The organism is Methylotenera sp. E1MeOHC1, assembly GCF_058745595.1.
Genome location: NZ_CP196025.1, coordinates 2,250,175 through 2,268,466, shown reverse-complemented (window position 1 = coordinate 2,268,466; position 18,292 = coordinate 2,250,175). Strand labels below are relative to the sequence as shown.

The 18,292-nt window shown below is 45.2% G+C and carries 22 protein-coding genes; 3 read left to right on the top strand and 19 right to left on the bottom strand.

Going from position 1 to position 18,292, the window contains the following annotated elements:
- Window positions 1–87 precede the first annotated feature (87 nt).
- On the top strand, window positions 88–705 hold the full coding sequence (locus ACSSU7_RS10655) for a cation efflux transmembrane domain-containing protein (RefSeq protein WP_492516456.1): 618 nt from the start codon (window positions 88–90) through the stop codon (window positions 703–705).
- 176 nt (window positions 706–881) lie between these two features.
- On the opposite strand, the gene ACSSU7_RS10650 is transcribed toward ACSSU7_RS10655, so the two are convergent.
- The 9 genes from ACSSU7_RS10650 to ACSSU7_RS10610 form a co-directional block, all read right to left on the bottom strand.
- Entirely contained in the window at window positions 882–1,301 is a 420-nt protein-coding gene (locus tag ACSSU7_RS10650; protein ID WP_492516455.1) for an ExbD/TolR family protein, read from the bottom strand.
- Window positions 1,298–2,050, bottom strand: a complete 753-nt coding sequence (locus ACSSU7_RS10645) for a MotA/TolQ/ExbB proton channel family protein (RefSeq protein WP_492517793.1) — start codon at window positions 2,048–2,050, stop codon at window positions 1,298–1,300. The genes ACSSU7_RS10650 and ACSSU7_RS10645 overlap by 4 nt, the downstream gene beginning before the upstream one ends.
- Before the next feature lie 71 nt (window positions 2,051–2,121).
- Window positions 2,122–2,955 (bottom strand): energy transducer TonB, encoded by an 834-nt coding sequence (locus ACSSU7_RS10640; RefSeq protein WP_492516454.1) that lies wholly within the window; start codon window positions 2,953–2,955, stop codon window positions 2,122–2,124.
- A gap of 54 nt (window positions 2,956–3,009) precedes the next feature.
- Window positions 3,010–3,177, bottom strand: coding sequence for a hemin uptake protein HemP (gene hemP / locus ACSSU7_RS10635; protein ID WP_492516453.1), 168 nt, complete (start codon window positions 3,175–3,177; stop codon window positions 3,010–3,012).
- A 150-nt stretch (window positions 3,178–3,327) separates the two neighbouring features.
- Window positions 3,328–3,600, bottom strand: a complete 273-nt coding sequence (locus tag ACSSU7_RS10630; RefSeq protein WP_492516452.1) for a hypothetical protein — start codon at window positions 3,598–3,600, stop codon at window positions 3,328–3,330.
- A gap of 7 nt (window positions 3,601–3,607) precedes the next feature.
- Window positions 3,608–3,793 carry a hemin uptake protein HemP gene (locus tag ACSSU7_RS10625; protein ID WP_492516451.1) on the bottom strand — a complete coding sequence of 62 codons (186 nt, stop codon included), beginning with the start codon at window positions 3,791–3,793 and terminating at the stop codon, window positions 3,608–3,610.
- Window positions 3,794–3,996: 203 nt separating this feature from the next.
- Window positions 3,997–4,614, bottom strand: a complete 618-nt coding sequence (rpsD, locus tag ACSSU7_RS10620; RefSeq protein ID WP_135278743.1) for a 30S ribosomal protein S4 — start codon at window positions 4,612–4,614, stop codon at window positions 3,997–3,999.
- Between the two features lie 37 nt (window positions 4,615–4,651).
- Window positions 4,652–4,951 carry a hypothetical protein gene (locus ACSSU7_RS10615; protein WP_492516450.1) on the bottom strand — a complete coding sequence of 100 codons (300 nt, stop codon included), beginning with the start codon at window positions 4,949–4,951 and terminating at the stop codon, window positions 4,652–4,654.
- A gap of 31 nt (window positions 4,952–4,982) precedes the next feature.
- A complete protein-coding gene (locus ACSSU7_RS10610; protein ID WP_135278745.1) occupies window positions 4,983–5,189 on the bottom strand; it encodes a hypothetical protein in 207 nt (68 codons plus the stop codon).
- A gap of 193 nt (window positions 5,190–5,382) precedes the next feature.
- Here ACSSU7_RS10610 and ACSSU7_RS10605 point away from each other — a divergent pair, with 193 nt between their 5' ends.
- A complete protein-coding gene (locus ACSSU7_RS10605; RefSeq protein WP_492516449.1) occupies window positions 5,383–5,526 on the top strand; it encodes a hypothetical protein in 144 nt (47 codons plus the stop codon).
- On the top strand, window positions 5,501–5,572 hold the full coding sequence (gene pqqA / locus ACSSU7_RS10600) for a pyrroloquinoline quinone precursor peptide PqqA (protein WP_135278826.1): 72 nt from the start codon (window positions 5,501–5,503) through the stop codon (window positions 5,570–5,572). The genes ACSSU7_RS10605 and pqqA overlap by 26 nt, the downstream gene beginning before the upstream one ends.
- Window positions 5,573–5,632: 60 nt before the next feature.
- Here pqqA and trhP read toward each other — a convergent pair whose 3' ends face one another.
- The 10 genes from trhP to ACSSU7_RS10550 form a co-directional block, all read right to left on the bottom strand.
- Complete coding sequence (trhP, locus tag ACSSU7_RS10595) at window positions 5,633–6,979, bottom strand: prephenate-dependent tRNA uridine(34) hydroxylase TrhP (RefSeq protein ID WP_492516448.1); 1,347 nt, start codon at window positions 6,977–6,979, stop codon at window positions 5,633–5,635.
- Window positions 6,980–7,121: 142 nt separating this feature from the next.
- Window positions 7,122–7,541, bottom strand: a complete 420-nt coding sequence (locus tag ACSSU7_RS10590) for a secondary thiamine-phosphate synthase enzyme YjbQ (RefSeq protein ID WP_015833053.1) — start codon at window positions 7,539–7,541, stop codon at window positions 7,122–7,124.
- 149 nt (window positions 7,542–7,690) lie between these two features.
- A complete protein-coding gene (locus ACSSU7_RS10585) occupies window positions 7,691–8,500 on the bottom strand; it encodes a quinoprotein dehydrogenase-associated SoxYZ-like carrier (protein WP_492516447.1) in 810 nt (269 codons plus the stop codon).
- Window positions 8,501–8,601: 101 nt separating this feature from the next.
- A complete protein-coding gene (locus ACSSU7_RS10580; protein WP_492516446.1) occupies window positions 8,602–9,000 on the bottom strand; it encodes a VOC family protein in 399 nt (132 codons plus the stop codon).
- A 104-nt stretch (window positions 9,001–9,104) separates the two neighbouring features.
- Complete coding sequence (locus ACSSU7_RS10575) at window positions 9,105–9,632, bottom strand: adenine phosphoribosyltransferase (protein ID WP_492516445.1); 528 nt, start codon at window positions 9,630–9,632, stop codon at window positions 9,105–9,107.
- Between the two features lie 200 nt (window positions 9,633–9,832).
- On the bottom strand, window positions 9,833–11,620 hold the full coding sequence (gene aspS / locus ACSSU7_RS10570) for an aspartate--tRNA ligase (RefSeq protein ID WP_492516444.1): 1,788 nt from the start codon (window positions 11,618–11,620) through the stop codon (window positions 9,833–9,835).
- A gap of 3 nt (window positions 11,621–11,623) precedes the next feature.
- A complete protein-coding gene (locus tag ACSSU7_RS10565; RefSeq protein WP_492516443.1) occupies window positions 11,624–12,250 on the bottom strand; it encodes a DUF502 domain-containing protein in 627 nt (208 codons plus the stop codon).
- 23 nt (window positions 12,251–12,273) lie between these two features.
- Window positions 12,274–12,558 (bottom strand): FmdB family zinc ribbon protein, encoded by a 285-nt coding sequence (locus tag ACSSU7_RS10560; RefSeq protein ID WP_492516442.1) that lies wholly within the window; start codon window positions 12,556–12,558, stop codon window positions 12,274–12,276.
- Between the two features lie 111 nt (window positions 12,559–12,669).
- A complete protein-coding gene (locus ACSSU7_RS10555) occupies window positions 12,670–13,764 on the bottom strand; it encodes a 3-deoxy-7-phosphoheptulonate synthase (protein WP_492516441.1) in 1,095 nt (364 codons plus the stop codon).
- Between the two features lie 309 nt (window positions 13,765–14,073).
- On the bottom strand, window positions 14,074–17,817 hold the full coding sequence (locus ACSSU7_RS10550; RefSeq protein ID WP_492516440.1) for an EAL domain-containing protein: 3,744 nt from the start codon (window positions 17,815–17,817) through the stop codon (window positions 14,074–14,076).
- Between the last annotated feature and the right edge of the window lie 475 nt (window positions 17,818–18,292).

The following is an 18,292-nucleotide window of genomic DNA, read 5'->3' as shown; positions in this document are numbered from 1 at the left end:
TTCAACAAGCTAACATCAGATTGCTTTAAGAGGCTGCTAACTAGCATGATGGGAACCCATGCTAGTTAGCTACTAAGAGAGACACTCATGGCTAAAGATTGTTTTAGCAGCGAATGCAGCAGTGGCGAACACTTAACACCTCAATATCGGAAGATACTGTGGATTGCGTTAGTCATCAATGCCTCAATGTTTATCGTAGAGGTTTTTAGTGGCATCAATGCTGAGTCGGTCTCTCTCATGGCGGACGCAATCGACTTCTTTGGCGATGCCATGAACTACGGGGTATCTTTAGCTGTGCTCTCCACTAGCCTTGCTTGGCGCGCGCGTACGGCACTGCTTAAAGGGTTAACGATGGGTAGCTTTGGATTATTAATACTAGGCATTAGCGTATGGTCGATGATGCACGGTACAACACCTAAGGCTGAGACAATGGGCTTGATCGCGTTTATCGCCCTACTGGCAAATGTAAGCGTTGCCATGATGCTCTATGCCTATCGCGATGGGGACGCCAATATGCAGTCGGTATGGTTGTGCAGCAGAAATGATGCAATCGGAAATATTGCCGTCATAATAGCCGCATTAGGCGTATGGGGGAGCAACAGTGCATGGCCTGATCTGGTTGTGGCGGCAATCATGGCAAGCCTAGGCGTATCAGCAGCGATGAAAGTGATCAAAAAGGCACGATCAGAATTAAATCATGGGTAACAAAACTGTGAACGTCAGCATTAATCTGACGCCAGATTACCTAATCAGTTGCGGGTAGTGAGTTGAGTGCTAATAGCATGCAGATTACAAATACATCCAGCCCAAGGCGTATATAAATATGCACAAAAAAATGGCGCAGTAACTACTGCGCCATTTCCAACTCATTAAGTAAGCAACTACTTACTCTCGCTCACAAAGCCTAATTTGCTGACGCCTGCATTTTGTGCATCTGCCATCACTTCAGCCAAAATCTGATAACGCGTTTCTTTATCTGCACGTATATTCAGCTCTGGTTGTGGCTTCTGCTGCGCCACTTGCTGTAATTTTGATTTCAACTCACCCTCTACCAACGCGGCATCATTCCAATACATTTTGCCTGCCGCATCAATCGCAATTGAAATCACTTCAGGCTTTTCAGGAATAGGCTGGCTGCTGGTTTGTGGTAAATCAATCTTTACCGCATGCGTGAGCAAGGGAGCAGTAATAATAAATATCACCAACAACACCAACATCACATCGACTAATGGCGTTGTATTAATCTCAGACATAGGTGCTGAATGAGATGAAACACCTGCGTTATTACCTGACCCTATCATGCTGATGCACCCACTACATGCATAGTTTGTTGCGCAGCATCATTATGCTTATGCGCATCACGTTTAGTGCTCATTACCGCACCAGTAATAATCAAAGTATGCAACTCATAACCAAACTTTTCCAACTCAGCAGATAACGCACGATTACTACGCACAATTGCGTTGTACGCCAATACGGCAGGAATCGCTACAGCCAAACCAAACGCCGTCATAATCAGCGCCTCACCTACCGGGCCTGCTACTTTATCCAAAGTTGCCTGACCGCTTAAGCTAATGCTTGCCAATGCGTGGTAAATACCCCAAACCGTACCAAACAAACCTACAAATGGAGACACACTGCCTACAGACGCCAACACGGTAAGGCCACTTTCCATGTGTGCAGCTTCTTCAGCAATACTGCGGTTCATTGCACGTGCGACAAATTCGTCTTGCACAACAATATCCACGGCTTTAGCTGCGTGCAATTTATGATGCTCAGCCGCTAGTACTGCTTTTTCTGCCAATCTTGCCATGCCGGTAGCAGAGGCTTGCTGACCTTGCTTTACCGCAGCCGCTAAACTTGGTGCTTGCCAAAATGCAGCTAGGTAAGCTTTATAGGCACTACGTGTGCGCCATACAGCGATGCTTTTTGTCACAATAAAGTACCAACTGGCAACAGACATTACCAACAGCACCAAAGCCACCAGCATAGAAACTGGTCCGCCAGCCGTGATAAATTCCCAACTATTAAATTCATACCCGTTTTGCATCATTTACCTCGCTTCATATGTAATCTGTTCATTAATCTTATAGTCTAAATCTTGCGGCTTAATCTTATGGCTTAACTATTCAGTGAAAAGTTGATTGGCACTAATACGTATGCACTCATTGGCTTGTTGCTACGTTTGGCCGGTACAAAACTCCATTTTTTAACCGCTTCAACTGCTGCTTCATCTAATTTGCTATGGCCACTACTTCTGTCCACTTGCACAGTAGAGGCTTTACCATCTTCAGACACTAACACTTTGAGCAATACTTTGCCTTGCTCGCCCATACGTCTTGCTGACATAGGGTAAGCCGGCGCAGGGTTATTTAAGTAAGCGGCACCAAAACTTGGTGGCTCTATCGCTGGCTCAGGTGCTGCTTTTGCCTTTGCCACTTCAGCCACAGCTTCGCTAGCTTTTGCCGCCGGCTGTACATCGGTAGGTGTCTTTTCAGCAACAACCGGTGTTTCCACCTTCTCTGTCGTTACTGGCTCTTTTTGTTCGATTTTTCTCGCCGCATCATCGTTGACCACGCGTGGTTGCTCTACCACTTTTTGCGGTTTAACCACTGCCTTCTTAACTACCGGCTTTTGCTCCACCACTGGCAATGGTTTTTCTTCTGGCATATTTTCTACATGACTCACCAGACTCACCATCATCGGCGTCTGTGGCTTTTCTAGCTCTACGGTTTCTGGCTTGGTATAAAGGATGCCAACTAAGCCTGTCATATGCAGCAACACCACCGTGACCAACATCTTGTAAGAAACTTTGTTTTCATCTGAAGATGCGGCATTGGCGAAGCTCTTAAGTGGCGCAGGTTTTACATTTAACTTAGCAGCACCTTCTACACTGCTCGCAGCCGGGTCCAAGAAGAAGTGAGGATTCACCACCAACTCTGAATTTGACACCATACCTTCCTCCTATCCTATTGCGAAAAAACCAATTTTCATCAGTTACCGTCAGCGCTACTTCGTTAAAATCAACTTACCTTGGTTAGTGAGTCTTAAACGGTAATCCTCACCAAAATGCTTAATGACCAACTCACGCGCACCGGCAAATAAAGCCTCACTCGTGGTTTCTCTCACTGGAGAAACCTGCGCAAGTTTAGGTGCATTTTTCTTATCGTTAAGCATCGTTCATCTAACTTTAATATTCGGTTAAGTTTTTAGATGCTTACACACCAACAAACTCGAAGCACAATGATAATTGTTATCATTTAGATTTGTCAATAAATTTATTGACCAACTCTTAGCTATGTTATTGATTTTATTTAGTTGAGCGCACTAGTGAACGTTATAATTAACGGCGGTTTGCTTGGTATATACGGCTTGTTCTTGCTGATATAGCGTCAACCTGGTTGCCGCATCTGCCAGCAGCATTTTTAACGAATTTAGTGCACCGCCTTCTATACGCAGACTGATGGCGCCAATTTCCAACTCAGCCACACTGCATCCTTCACAAAACACTACTCTTCCTATTTCATTTTTTGATAACAAAACACGCGAGCATGACGCCTCATCGTTCATGGCTAGCTCCTGCTTATTATTTTTTTCCATGCCGCACCTATTTAGTGAGTATTAGTTTATTTTGTTTGGTAACACGTAAAATATAAGTCTCGTTCTCGTGATCTATCATTACCTCTTTTACATTGGTAAATAACTTATCACTATGTAATCTCTTAATCCTTGTAATCTTAATGTCTTCATGCGTACGTGCCGTATCTGTCACGATTGCTATATCAAAACTCATGTGCTCTTTAGAGGTTAAATTAGTAATAATTTTCATGATGGCTGCCCAATTGATACGCTCAATTAAAAAAGATGGCCGACTTACATAAGCGATTAACTTAACGCAACCATTAAATGACCAATTAAGATCAAGGAGACGCATGTTGCCATGCATTTACTACATTCAAGCCACTGTTAGGGGTGACTTAAATTCTGCCGCCACCACTACACGCGGTTAGCGTAATATTCAACCACCAGTTGCACATCAACTGGGAAAGGCACATCCGTAATCGCTGGCAAGTGCGCCACTTTTACCAACTGTTTATCCGCCTCCCAAGCTAGCCACTCTGGGCGCTCAAGTGATGGCTGTTTAATCGTTTCAACCACCATAGGAATATTTTTACTTTTTGCTTTAATCGTGATTTCATCCCCCACGTTCAAACGAATCGAAGGGATGTTGGCAGGCTTACCATTCAACATGAGATGCCCGTGGCTTACCAACTGACGCGCAGCAATCACAGTAGGCGCAAACCCAGCACGAAACACCACGTTATCCATACGGCGCTCTAACAATTGCAGCAATCTTTCACCGGTTGGCTCTTTGCCTTTACGCGCATCTAAAATCAATCTGCGCATTTGTGTTTCAGTCAGCCCATAGTTAAAGCGGATTTTTTGCTTTTCATGCAACTTCACCCCAAAGTCAGAACGACGCTTGCGTGAAGCTTTATTACCATGCTGCCCTGGTGGTGTTGGGCGTGCCTCTATCGTTTTACGTGACAACCCCGGCAAATCAATACCTAGTGCGCGCATCACCTTTAATCTAGGGCCAATAAATCGTGACATCTTGTTTCCTTATCTGTTTATTTGATATTTATTAACATTATTGCAATGTGTTATGTGTTTCCAACATCCAGCTATCTTCAGCCCCGTATTCACTCACGATACGCGTCCATTGCTTAACCAAGCGCTCAGCGATATCTTCAATTAACTTGGTATCTGCATACTCTGGCGCCGTTAGCTTCTTTGCCAAATCACTGGCTAGTATGGCCAGCTCTTGCGTTGGCTTAAGTGCATACTGAGTAGCAACGCAGCAAATTGCTGCCATTAACTCTTTTGCAGTTGGCAACTCCGGGTCAAACAACTCGCTTGTCGCCTGTATTGATGAAACTTGTTTTTGCATGCTATTACTCACTTGTTCTTTGATTTAACACTTACGCCTGATGCAACTCAGTTTGCATCACCAATCTCGCCACAGCCTTACGCATCATTTCATTCATCATAAAAAAATTGCGCACTTCAAGCCGTAAAGAAGTATCGCCTATCTCCAACTCAACAATGTCTTTAGCTTTGTTGTACAGCACTTTGCAATCCTCATTACCGGTTAGCTTTGCTTGGCTAATAATTAATTGCTTACTCATGATTTACTCCAATCCAGAAGTTGATTAAATGATAATGATTCTCATTTAATAAGTCAACTGTTAATTTCGACTAAATTACTAGGGTATTATTGATGGCGATTATTCAACCCAACACGCCCTACAAAGTGAATACCATTAGCTATCTAAGTAAAGTGACTGACGGCCTTCTCATGATTAATATTAAGCACCAATCATGAATACCAATAGCGCGCCAATTGACGGTTGCGCGCATAATATTTTTCAAGAACTAGCCCTATGGCACAGCCCAAACGCTGGTTCTAAATTAAAACTAATTATTATGGAGAACGATTATGTGGACATCACCATCAGCAACTGAAATGCGTTTCGGCTTTGAAGTAACAATGTACGTAATGAATAAGTAATTTATTTCGGCAATAAAAAAAGGGAGCAATTGCTCCCCTTTTTTATATCACGCTATTGGTTTATAGGTACTTCACCACCATCGCATTACTTAAGTCGCCTGCAACGATTGGCAGCTTCACGTAGTAGCCACTACCCGATGCTTCTTGTATTGGCTCACCTTTTTTATTAAATAGGTTTTCCACAACAATATCCTGATTACCAGTTGGGTGAATCACCTGCAAGCGGTCACCCACTGCAAATTTATTGCGCGCCTCTACATCAGCCAAGCCTTTTGCTGCGTCATAAGCCACTACATCACCTACATATAAACTGCGGCTAGAGCTAGAGTAACCCTGTTTGTAATTTTGGTGCTCTGCGGTGTGGTGGCGTTGATAAAAACCATCGGTATAACCACGGTTAGCCAAGTTCTCTAAATCACCTAGCAGGCTCCAATCAAATGGACGGCCAGCCAGCGCATCATCAATAGCTTTGCGGTAATTTTGGCTAGTACGCGCCACGTAATAGCGCGATTTAGTGCGCCCTTCAATTTTGAGCGAATCTACACCCATTTTAATCAAACGCTCCACATGCTCAATAGCACGCAGGTCTTTACTGTTCATGATATAAGTGCCATGCTCATCCTCTTCAATCGGTAATAACTCACCAGGACGGCCTTTTTCTTCAATCAAGTAAACTTTATCTGCCAATGGATGGCGCGGCAGGCTGCCACAACCAGACAAGCTGGACTTTTCCATCTCAGCTTTAAAATCAAACTCATCCAAACGAATCACACCAGCGGCATCTTGTGCCGCATCATGCACTTTATAATCCCAGCGACAGCTATTGGTGCAAGTACCTTGATTCGGGTCACGTTGATTAAAATACCCCGAGAGCAAACAACGCCCAGAATATGCAATACATAAGGCGCCATGCACAAAAACTTCCAACTCCATTTCTGGGCAGCGCTGGCGAATATCCTCAATTTCATCCAAAGATAACTCGCGCGATAGAATCACTCGCGTTAAGCCTAGCGCCTGCCAAAATTTCACAGTCGCATAATTCACCGTATTGGCTTGCACAGAAAGATGCACCGGCACTTCTGGCCATTTTTCACGCACCATCATAATCAAACCGGGGTCAGACATAATCAGCGCATCAGGACGCATCGCAATTACCGGCGCCATATCTGCCATATAGGTTTTAATTTTTGCGTTATGCGGTGCGATATTGCTCGCAACAAAAAACTTCTTACCGCGCGCATGCGCCTCTTTAATGCCAATCTCAAGGTTGGCCATCGTAAAATCATTATTACGCGCACGTAAACTATAGCGCGGCTGCCCTGCGTAAACCGCATCTGCGCCATAATCAAACGCGGTACGCATACGGTCTAAATCTCCCGCTGGGGCTAAAAGTTCAGGTATTTTCATCACAATTACTTCACTTAAATTTCTATAAAATCAAAAGTACGATGCCAGACAAACGCCAATCAAGCACAGGCGCCGTGGCATATCATTAATAACTAAGGTGAAATTTATTAACATGCAGCACCCTAGGCAAGCTTGTATTGGATTACTCGCCGATAATTTTCACCAACACACGTTTCTTACGTCTGCCGTCAAATTCACCGTAAAAAATTTGTTCCCAAGGGCCAAAATCGAGGTCTCCATTGGTAACAGCCACCACTACTTCACGCCCCATGATTTGACGCTTCATGTGCGCATCTGCATTATCTTCACCAGTATCATTATGGCGATAGCTACTCACAGGCTCATGCGGCGCAAGTTTCTCTAACCATTGCGTATAGTCATGATGCAAGCCGCGCTCATCATCATTGATAAACACACTGGCTGTAATATGCATCGCATTGACCAACACCAAGCCTTCACGCACGCCACTTTCACGCAAACATTCACGGATTTGCTCAGTAATACGGATAAACGCAACGCGTGTAGGTGGGTTAAACCAAAGTTCTTTACGATAGCTTTTCATCAAATAGTCCTTAATTTTCAATAGCCTAATTTTAACATTGCATTATCCATTTCAGATGAATAATTTCCACATTTTAATCATGGTCAAAAAAATGGCCTCACATTGGAGGCCATTTCATTATTAATCATTAATTAAATTTGAGCTTAGCGCTATATTTTCACATCATATTGCTGGCTAAATGTTTTACCTTCATTATCCGTCGCAACTGCCTCTAACTTGCCGGCTGCAGCTGGAACAAAACTAAATTTGAAATACGGGTCTTCTGCGGTGCCTACACCCACATCCACAGTCATTAATGGCTTACCAGCATAAACAAAATCAACTTTATTGATATAAAAAGCTGGTACATAACCTTGAGATACCAAGTCACGTTGCAAGCCTGTACGCATAATATGCTTAATGTTAAAAGTTGCCGTGGTTGGTGTACCAACCTTGACTGGTGTTTCTACATTCATTTTAATGCGGCCAGCAGCAGCGCGAATCTCCGCTTCATTATTCTCTACCATACCACCACAGCCGCCTGCGGCACGAATCACACGCGACCCCAAATAGAGCTGGCCATCTTCAGTTTCACCCACTAAACGCACGTAAGCATCTGTTTCAAAACGAATACGTGTTGATAACTGAAAGTTACCTAATGCATCAGTTAGATGGTAGGTTGCGGTTAACGGGATAGGATTAGCATCAACAAAAGCATACAGTTTTTTAATCACCACGCCATTGGCAGCCGCATTATCAATACTGTAAGACACCGGCACTTGCGCGCCGCTTTCTGCACGTTTTGGTGCGTCAATCTTGATGAAATCCACTTCTTTCATTTCACGCTTTGCGAAAAAGGCTTCTTTCATTACCGCCCATAACTTAGGGTCAGCCTCTGCATAGGTATTAGCAACAAAAGCTAGCGACAACCCAACCGCAACGGCAAGTTTACCTACCCATCTTTGAATCTGCATAACCATACGATACGCTCCAAAATAATATTTGTTTTAGTATGTCTAGGACAAAGAATCTTAGCAAATAGTTCTATAGGCTAAGCTTAGCCATAATAGTAGCAAATCAATTACTGCACACGCTCGTTTTCCATGTAGAAAAACAACTCTATACCATTACCTACCGGATCTTTAAAGTTAATCTGCTTCACGTTCAACACAGGTAAATCACGCGTTGTGTAATGAATATTGTGGTGCTTCAAATGCGCCTCCATAGCTGGCAGGTCAGTGCAGGTAAATGAAATATGATCTATGGTGGTAAGCACATTGGTTAAGGGCTCGCCCTCACCGCGATACTCTGCCAAGTGCAACACATGCGTATCGCCAATATAAAGCCAAAAACCTCTACTGGTAAAACCCTCTCGTGGCCCAACCTTTAAGCCGAGCACGTCGCAGTAAAAGTCCTTGAGTTTTAGCATCGTCTCGTAAGGCGTGCGTAGATTGTAATGATTAAGTTGGGTGACTGGCATAGTATGATTTCTTGATAGGCCGATAAGCATTCGGCAACATTAATTGATACACTTTAACATCTTTGCTGCATCACGTAACTAGCGCAAACAGATGAAATGCAGGATTAATCGCCTTCAAACTCGCATAGCGAATAAGGCACTAGCCCGGCATCACTTAAGCGCTGTGACCCACCTAAATCAGGCAAGTTGATCACAAACGCACAGCCCACCATCACGCCACCAAGCTTTTGTAGCAAAGCCACTGAGGCTTCAGCGGTGCCACCTGTTGCAATCAGATCATCCACCAACAGCACGCGCTCACCTTGCGCAATTGCATCAGTATGAATCTCTACACGGTCAGCACCGTACTCTAAAGCATAATCATGGCCAATGGTCTCCGCTGGCAGCTTGCCAGATTTACGGATAGGTACAAAACCCACGCCTAGCTTGTATGCCAACGCTGCGCCAATAATAAAACCGCGCGCTTCTATGCCAGCAATTTTATCTATAGGCTGGGTAGCATAATGCTGTGCGAACGCATCAATCACCATCCGAAAGCCTATCGGATCTTTAAGTAACGTGGTGATATCACGGAACTGGATACCCTGTTTTGGGTAATGGGGGATAGTGCGGATAAGGGATTTTAAAGGCATAAACACTTACACCATGTTGGAACACATTGAGCAGCTAACCCTAAAGGGATTAGGGCCAACCCGCTCATGTGCGAATTTAGAAGCAATAGTTTAATCTTCCAGAATGCAATTCACGATACGAGAACTAGGCACATCCGCGTAGACAGTACGATGAGTACGGAAAGCGGATGTAACAACGTTATCGTGAAGTGAATTGCATTTTAAGCAGCTGGATTTTGTGAGCGAACGCGAATGTGCAACTCACGCAATTGCTTCTCATCCACTTCGTTCGGTGCATTGGTCATCAAGCACTGAGCACGTTGTGTTTTAGGGAACGCAATCACGTCACGGATAGACTCTGCACCTGCCATCAATGTCACCAAACGATCTAAACCGAATGCCAGACCACCGTGCGGAGGCGCACCGTATTGCAATGCGTCTAGCAAGAAGCCAAATTTCTCTTGCGCTTCTTCACGGCTGATTTTCAGTGCATCAAACACTTTAGACTGCACTTCTTGCTGATGGATACGCACAGAACCGCCGCCTACTTCCCAGCCATTTAATACCATGTCATAAGCTTTTGAAAGTGCAGCACCAGGATTAGTGGTTAGCAAATCTTCGTGACCATCTTTTGGTGCCGTGAACGGATGGTGCAATGCAACCCAACGGTCAGCATCTTCATCATGCTCAAACATTGGGAAGTCCACAACCCACAATGGCGCCCAAGCACGGCCATCCACATGGCCTTTATCGTGACCAACTTTAAGGCGCAATGCACCTAAAGCTTCGTTCACTACTTTAGTTTTATCTGCACCGAAGAACACGATGTCGCCGTTTTGTGCGCCAGTACGGTCAATAATCGCTTGCAACGCAGTCACATGAATATTTTTAACAATCGGGCTTTGCAAGCCTTCTTCATTCAATTTAGTGATATCGTTAATTTTGATATACGCCAAACCTTTAGCGCCGTAAATCTTAACAAACTCAGTGTAAGCATCAATTTCAGAACGGCTAATTGCCGCACCGTTAGGTACACGCAAAGCAGCCACACGACCACCCGCCATGTTGGCAGCACCGGCAAACACTTTAAAGTCTACATCTTTCATTACATCTGAAAGCTCGGTGATTTCTAACGTTACGCGCATATCTGGCTTATCTGAACCGTAACGGTTCATCGCTTCAGCAAATGGCATACGTGGGAATTTAGCGGGCAAGTCTACGTTTTGAACCGCTTTAAGCATTTGGCGAATCATTTCTTCCACCAAATCCATAATGTCGTTTTCTTCCATAAACGATGTTTCGATATCCACTTGTGTGAATTCTGGCTGACGGTCAGCGCGCAAGTCTTCATCGCGGAAACATTTAGTAATTTGGAAGTAACGGTCAAAACCTGACACCATCAACAATTGTTTAAACAATTGTGGTGATTGCGGCAACGCAAAGAACTGACCATGATGCACACGGCTAGGCACTAGGTAATCACGTGCGCCTTCTGGTGTACTGCGTGTCAGCATTGGTGTTTCAACTTCAATAAAGCCGTTCACATCCAAGTAATCACGCAGTGTTTTAGCCACGCGGTAACGCAACATCATATTTTTTTGCATCGCAGGGCGGCGCAGATCAATGTAACGGTGCTCCAAACGCACGGTTTCAGTTAGGTTTTCGTCATCCAACATAAACGGTGGCGTGAGTGATGGGTTTAATACCTCAATCTCAGTCGCCAGCATTTCCACTTCACCCGTAGGTAAGTTTGGGTTAACTGTGCCTTCTGGACGCGCACGCACTTTACATACAACTTTAAGCACAAACTCACTGCGTACAGTTTCTGCAATGCTAAATGCACCTTTAGTATCTGGGTCGATCACGATTTGCGCTAAACCTTCACGGTCACGCAAATCGATAAAAATAACACCACCGTGGTCACGGCGACGATGTGCCCAACCACATAATGTGACAGTTTGACCAATGTGTTCGCGGTTTAAATGGCCGCAGTAATGTGTACGCATCATAATTTAATTGTTTGAATATTGAGTTAAAAGTTTGGGAATCTTAGGTACGGGCGCAACCACGCCCATAGAAATAATATATTTGAGTGCTTCGTCTACGGTCATTTCCAGCTCTACCACATCAGCCTTCGGCATCATCAAGAAAAATCCGCTCGTCGGGTTTGGTGTGGTTGGCACAAACACACTGACATAATCACCTTGCAAATGATTTGCAACATCGCCGCCCGGCGTACCGGTTAAAAAGGCGATAGTCCACGCCCCCTCTCGCGGGAACTGCACCAGCACTGCTTGACGAAACGCATTGCCTGAATCTGAAAATAAAGTATCAGACACTTGCTTTACACTAGAGTAAATTGACTTCACTACCGGCAGATGATTAAGCAGTTTTTCCCATAAGATAATGAGCTGCATGCCAAAGAAATTGGTAGCAATTAACCCTGTGGTGAACACAATCAGCACCGTTAAAATCGCGCCGATACCCGGGATATCACGCCCCAACAAGGTATGCGGATGCCAAGCTTCTGGTAACAGTAACAGGCTTTGATCCATCACACCGATGAACGACTTTAGCACCCAGATGGTAATCACCAACGGCACTAGCACTAACAAGCCTGTAATAAAGTATTTTTTCATTCGCGTGATTTATTCAGCGGCCACTAGTGACACGCACAACCTGTGGCGCAAGCCGCTGGCGCTGCACTCGACTCACTAGCTGACTCAGATGTTGCGGAATCTGCTGGTTTAGCGGATTGACTGGCACCACCTTTAAAGTCAGTTGCGTACCAACCACTACCAGTTAACTGAAAGCTCGGCGCTGACAATTGCTTGGAAAAAGTCTCCTTAGCACATTGCGGGCAAGCCTCTACGTTGGCAGCACTTACTTTGCGCATGACTTCTGCTTTATGTCCGCAGCTACTACATTGATAATCGTAAATAGGCATAGAAAATCACCGTTCTTAATACGTTAAATAACCCGCGATTATACCTGAATCCACTGCAATTTTATTGCAGCTAAAACCGCCTGCGATTTAACCAGCAAAGACTATCGCGTCTTACTCGTCACTATCATCATCTTGCTGATTTTTAAGGCGGCGCGCCTTCACGCTTTCCGCCAGCATATCCAATATTGGCAATGTCTCTTCCCAGCCTAAACACGCATCGGTAATCGACTGACCATAAGTCAATTCGCACCCTGGCGCATGGTCCTGACGTCCGGCTTTCAGATGTGACTCAATCATCAAGCCCATGATACGGTCGTCACCCGCATGCAACTGCTCCGCCACATGGGCTGCCACTTGCGCTTGCAACTGATATTGGCGCTGACTATTAGCGTGGGAACAATCAATCATTACCTTAGCATTTAAGCCAGACTGTGCCAGCTCAACCGCTGCCGCCTCTACACTTGCTGCATCGTAATTAGGGGTTTTACCGCCGCGTAAAATCACGTGGCAATCTTCATTGCCTGTGGTAGAGATAATCGCTGAACGACCCTCTTTGGTCACAGATAAAAAGTGATGTGGGCTAGCGGCGGCCTTAATTGCATCTACTGCAATACGGATATTGCCATCGGTACCATTTTTAAAACCAACCGGACAAGACAAGCCTGAAGCCAATTCACGGTGGATTTGAGATTCTGTCGTACGTGCACCAATGGCGCCCCAGCTCACTAAGTCTGCCGTATATTGCGGTGTAATCGTATCTAGAAACTCAGTAGCGGCTGGCAAGCCAAGCTCGTTCACTTCCAGCAAGAAGCGTCGTGCCAACTCCAGACCGGCATTGATATTGAAGCTTCCATCCAAATGCGGGTCGTTAATCAAGCCTTTCCAACCCACAGTGGTACGCGGTTTCTCAAAGTAAACACGCATTACAATCAATAGCTCGTTACTGTACTTGTGGTATTGCTCTAGCAAACGTTTTGCATACTCAACACCTGCCGCATAGTCATGAATAGAACACGGACCAATCACGACCAACAGGCGGTCATTTGCGCTATGCAAAATACGGTGTATATCCGCACGGGTTTTAACGATCATATCCGTAGTGGCTGCGCTAGGCTCAAGTTTATCCAACAGCACAGACGGTAAGGTCAGTTCTTTGATTTCGATGATGCGCACATCATCAGTAATATTTTTTTGGGCAGGGCTCATTTAGATAACTCATCGGTTGCAACAACTAAAGCAGCAACAACAAAACTCACAAATAACAAAGCCCGTATAGCGCGGGCTTGTAAACAATAAAACGATGGGGACAATAATTTTCTACGGCTTTACTCAACTAGCATAGGCAAACTTAACCTAGCTAATTTTTCGCACTTTTCTGCTTTTTTGTCTTTAAAACCAATCGTCTTGTACGATTTTAACACTTTACAGCACACTTGATACAATTTAGTCGCGTTTACACTACCATACCTGGATATTGCACCGTCTAAACACCACTAGCACGTTCAAGACATACTTTTAGAGCAAGCCTTCAAACACATCAACGGGCACAGGCTTACTAAACAAGTATCCTTGATAATGCATGCAACCACTATCTAACAACACACCTTGCTGCACTTCCGTTTCAACCCCTTCGGCAATCACGTTCAGGTTTAAAGTATGCGCCATGGCAATAATAGTACGTACAATCGCCTGGTCACCGCTACTGCTTGCAATGTCGCGCACAAATGAGCGGTCTATCTTCAATTGATACAGTGGCAACAACCGTAGATACTGCAAGGAGGAGTAGCCTGTACCAAAGTCATCTAACGAGAATCTGATGCCAATATCCTTCAATGCATTCATGACTTCAATGGCAGACTCTATATGATCTAGCAGCGCACTTTCTGTCAACTCCAACTTCAGCAGCATAGGGTTAATCGCATGGCGCGCAACCGCCATAGTGACTTGCTCGACAAAGTCTGCCTGACGAAACTGCTTAGCGCTCACATTCACTGAGAGTGTCAGGTCGCGCGTGAGCTCTGATTGCTCCCAACGTTTTAATTGTGCGCAGGCAGAATCAATCACCCATGCACCTATCGGCAAAATCATGCCGGAATCTTCAGCAATCGGTATAAACATATTGGGTGGAATGAAGCCGCGCTCGGGATGTACCCAGCGGATTAAAGCCTCCGCCCCCACGGCACGATCAGCAAAATCTACCTGCATTTGATAAAACAGCTGGAACTCATTTTTATCAAGGGCTTTACGTAGCTCATGCTCCATATCCACACGCGCCTGTATCCCTTCCTGCATTTTAGGGTCAAAAAAGCTCAGCGCATTACGCCCTAACTTTTTCGCCTGATACATGGCAATATCAGCCTGCTTTAACAACTCATCAGACTTCAGGTTGTTTTTACCAAACAAGGTAATGCCGATACTAGAGGTAATATGATACTCATAGCCTTTAAGTTGATAAGGCTGAATGAACTTGATGAGGATTTTTTCGCCCACCGTTTCAGCCTGTGTGGCGGCGTCCACCTCGTGCTCGCCCAAACCTTCTAGAATCACCACAAACTCGTCACCGCCCAACCGAGCAACGGTGTCACCTTCTCTCACGCTGGCCGTTAAGCGCCCGGCAACTTGCTGCAGCAGCAAATCACCCACATCATGCCCTAGCGTATCGTTCAATGTTTTAAAGTGATCAAGGTCTAAAAACAACAAGGCACCGCTACGCCCAGTGCGCGTGGCAGAAGCCAGCGCATGGCTTAATCGATCTAACAATAAACGTCTATTGGGCAGATTGGTAAGTGGGTCATACAGTGCTAAATAGTTACTTTTATCCTCAGCGGCTTTACGTTGCGTAATATCGGTACGGATAGAAATGTAGCTTTGCGGCTTACCATCCTCCCCGAGAAAAGGCGCGATCGTGGTATCCACCCAATACAAGCGGCCATCTTTGGCACGATTACATATCTCATCATGCCAAACCTGACCATTGGCCACGGTACGATACATTTCTTTAAAGTAGCCCGTGGGGTGATAACCAGAATTTAAAATTGCATGGTCTTGCCCGATCAATTCTTCAGTCGAGTAGCCACTAATTTCACTGAACTTATCATTAGCGTAAGTAATACGCCCGGTTACATCGGTGACTGCAACAATGGCATGTTTATCCAGAGCATACTTCTGGCATTTCAACTCCTCTAGCGATTGCTTTAGCCGTGCCTCACTCAGTAACAACGCATCCTGCGCCTGCCTTAAATCAGTCACATCATAGAACCAGCCCAATATAGCAGGCGCCCCCTCGTAATGCACAGGGCGGTAAGACGCCATCACCCATACCGGGCCTTTATCTGCCACAACTAGCTGAATCAATCGATCATTGATAGCATGCCCACCATTCACCTGCGCTAAAATCGCCTCGTACTCATCTAGGCGTGCATAATTAAGCTTGGGGTTGCGCCCTATCACGGCGCTTGGCGGACAATTAATCAGTTCGGTGTAACGCTTATTTGCAAACAAAACTTTATCACCAGAGAGCGTAGCAATGCGCACTGCGATTGGGCTGGTTTCCAGCATTTGAATCACGCGCTCTTTACTCTCACGGTCGGCATCTGCCGCCAGCCGCTTATCTGTAACATCATGGATTACACAGACCAGCTCAGCAGATTCACCGTGCTCACCGTACACCACATGGCGGCTATCAGACACCCAGCGTACCGTGCCATCAGCCAATACGATGCGATACTCAAGTGCGACACTGGATTGCTCAAAAACAGCCTCCATCGCCAATTGCACTGGCGCACGTTCATTTGGGTGAATTATATTAATCCACGCATCGTTGTCATCAATAAGCGCTTGCTGCGATAAGCCGCAAAGCTTTTCTATCGCGGCATTGACATGATTCACTTTAAAATCTGGCGCACTCGCAGTCCAAATAACCTCTTCAACCGAGTTAAGAATATTAGTGAGGTAGCTCTCGGTTTTACGAATTAGCGCTTCACTATTTTGGCGCTCGGTAACATCCTGTACGGTGCCACGAGAATAAATCGGATTACCTGCCGCATCATAGCCTGAAGTACCGCGCTCATGTACCCACTTCACAGAACCATCAGCAAGCAGTAAACGGTGCGTAATTTCATAAGGCGTATGACTAGCAACCGATGCCATAAACGCAAGGTCCACGGCTTCACGATCACAAGGGTGTATAACGCTTAAAAACGCTTCATAATTTGCAGAAAATTGGTGCTTATCGACTTCAAATATATGAAAAATCTCATCACTCCAAACCAACTCGCCCGTCAGCCAATCTAACGACCAGCTACCTACCTGCGCTATATGCTGCGCTTCGACCAAGAGCGTCTTGTTTCTATGCAGGTCTTGCTCAGCCAAGGTACGCGCCACGTCATGCGCATATAACAAACCCTGCATTTTCGCCAACCCAGAAAGTACGCTACTGTCTTGCTCAGGAGCGATGCTAATTGGCATAGAAAAATCACCCGCACCAATTCTAGAGATATGCTGATAAACCTCATCAACACCCGCACCTAGGGTTGAGTGCAAAGTCCGATAGGCTCGCCAAATAAAGTAGACTGACCCAAATGCAACAAAGATGAAAATTAAGCGAAACACCGTTGCCACCATTTTGGCGTGCGCCACCGCATTTAATGTGCGGCGATCCATCATCAAAAAGGTTTCGTTAATGGGCCCCATAATTTTGGACTTGGCTTGATGATAATGGCTATCTAACAGCATCTGCGCAGCCTTTAACCGGTTGGCATCAGGGGCAGGCACATTCAACTCAGCCAAGCGCATGGCCTCAAACTCCAAGGCGGTTAAATCATCTGAATACTGCTTAGCTGAGGCTAACTTATCCAGCTCGGCCTGCGTAAACCCAGCGTTACGCATCATATCCAATAGTGCAACCCCTTTACCGTGCTGAGATGGCGGCGGCAACTTACCCACAAGCACCATATCCCAGTAAGAATGAAAGTAACCTTCAGGAAGCGGAATCTTGCCGTTACGAATATCGAGAATATTCTGGAAATAGCGCTTGTATCGGGCATCACCCGTCAACACGTAAGACCGCACCATACGCGTGAGGTCATCTGAAGTCTGCCTGAGTTGACTGGCTAACTGATGAGAAACATAGCGCGACTCACTGGCAGCATCTAGCTGTTTTTCAGTATAAACATAATAGCTGAATACAGCAGCCAAAATGGCTAATACCAATACCGCAAATACTGCCTTCTTGTGGAAATAATACGCAATTGTATTCATGTTAAGTCTCAAAGCATCACCTTAAACAACGCAACGCCACGACCAACCAAACATGTGCCAATACACACTTGGCAGCAAATATCGTACAGAATTTTAATACGTAGATTAACTACATCGTGAAGTGCGTCATACATAAATCTCAGCCCCTTGCTAAGGAATTCTTGTTTATTATCGCCATGCAATAATAAAACCCTTGGAGGCGGCTTCTAGACCCCACTCACATTACATACCAACGTTAGATTAGTTTTGAACGCCATTTTTAATGGCATAAGCAATTTAGCAAACTTAATTACGCTTATCAATCACAGATTGCTTACTCTTTGATCTATAACAATAACCTTGCGCACTGACACTTAAAAAACGATGCCATCAATGCGCGAAATTACCGCTAAAAACAACTGCTGCCAGACCAGATTAGATGGCCATGCGCTCACAAACCTATCACTGTTGAGATTACTGCGGCTTTTACCTGCTT

What these genes read in the sequence shown, in the direction of transcription:
- ACSSU7_RS10655 (WP_492516456.1), top strand. Translation starts at nt 88, where the DNA reads ATGGCTAAAGATTGTTTTAGCAGCGAATGCAGCAGTGGCGAACACTTA.
- ACSSU7_RS10650 (WP_492516455.1), bottom strand. Translation starts at nt 1,301, where the DNA reads ATGATAGGGTCAGGTAATAACGCAGGTGTTTCATCTCATTCAGCACCT.
- ACSSU7_RS10645 (WP_492517793.1), bottom strand. Translation starts at nt 2,050, where the DNA reads ATGCAAAACGGGTATGAATTTAATAGTTGGGAATTTATCACGGCTGGC.
- ACSSU7_RS10640 (WP_492516454.1), bottom strand. Translation starts at nt 2,955, where the DNA reads ATGGTGTCAAATTCAGAGTTGGTGGTGAATCCTCACTTCTTCTTGGAC.
- hemP (WP_492516453.1), bottom strand. Translation starts at nt 3,177, where the DNA reads ATGCTTAACGATAAGAAAAATGCACCTAAACTTGCGCAGGTTTCTCCA.
- ACSSU7_RS10630 (WP_492516452.1), bottom strand. Translation starts at nt 3,600, where the DNA reads ATGGAAAAAAATAATAAGCAGGAGCTAGCCATGAACGATGAGGCGTCA.
- ACSSU7_RS10625 (WP_492516451.1), bottom strand. Translation starts at nt 3,793, where the DNA reads ATGAGTTTTGATATAGCAATCGTGACAGATACGGCACGTACGCATGAA.
- rpsD (WP_135278743.1), bottom strand. Translation starts at nt 4,614, where the DNA reads ATGTCACGATTTATTGGCCCTAGATTAAAGGTGATGCGCGCACTAGGT.
- ACSSU7_RS10615 (WP_492516450.1), bottom strand. Translation starts at nt 4,951, where the DNA reads ATGCAAAAACAAGTTTCATCAATACAGGCGACAAGCGAGTTGTTTGAC.
- ACSSU7_RS10610 (WP_135278745.1), bottom strand. Translation starts at nt 5,189, where the DNA reads ATGAGTAAGCAATTAATTATTAGCCAAGCAAAGCTAACCGGTAATGAG.
- ACSSU7_RS10605 (WP_492516449.1), top strand. Translation starts at nt 5,383, where the DNA reads ATGAATACCAATAGCGCGCCAATTGACGGTTGCGCGCATAATATTTTT.
- trhP (WP_492516448.1), bottom strand. Translation starts at nt 6,979, where the DNA reads ATGAAAATACCTGAACTTTTAGCCCCAGCGGGAGATTTAGACCGTATG.
- ACSSU7_RS10590 (WP_015833053.1), bottom strand. Translation starts at nt 7,541, where the DNA reads ATGAAAAGCTATCGTAAAGAACTTTGGTTTAACCCACCTACACGCGTT.
- ACSSU7_RS10585 (WP_492516447.1), bottom strand. Translation starts at nt 8,500, where the DNA reads ATGGTTATGCAGATTCAAAGATGGGTAGGTAAACTTGCCGTTGCGGTT.
- ACSSU7_RS10580 (WP_492516446.1), bottom strand. Translation starts at nt 9,000, where the DNA reads ATGCCAGTCACCCAACTTAATCATTACAATCTACGCACGCCTTACGAG.
- ACSSU7_RS10575 (WP_492516445.1), bottom strand. Translation starts at nt 9,632, where the DNA reads ATGCCTTTAAAATCCCTTATCCGCACTATCCCCCATTACCCAAAACAG.
- aspS (WP_492516444.1), bottom strand. Translation starts at nt 11,620, where the DNA reads ATGATGCGTACACATTACTGCGGCCATTTAAACCGCGAACACATTGGT.
- ACSSU7_RS10565 (WP_492516443.1), bottom strand. Translation starts at nt 12,250, where the DNA reads ATGAAAAAATACTTTATTACAGGCTTGTTAGTGCTAGTGCCGTTGGTG.
- ACSSU7_RS10560 (WP_492516442.1), bottom strand. Translation starts at nt 12,558, where the DNA reads ATGCCTATTTACGATTATCAATGTAGTAGCTGCGGACATAAAGCAGAA.
- ACSSU7_RS10555 (WP_492516441.1), bottom strand. Translation starts at nt 13,764, where the DNA reads ATGAGCCCTGCCCAAAAAAATATTACTGATGATGTGCGCATCATCGAA.
- ACSSU7_RS10550 (WP_492516440.1), bottom strand. Translation starts at nt 17,817, where the DNA reads ATGAATACAATTGCGTATTATTTCCACAAGAAGGCAGTATTTGCGGTA.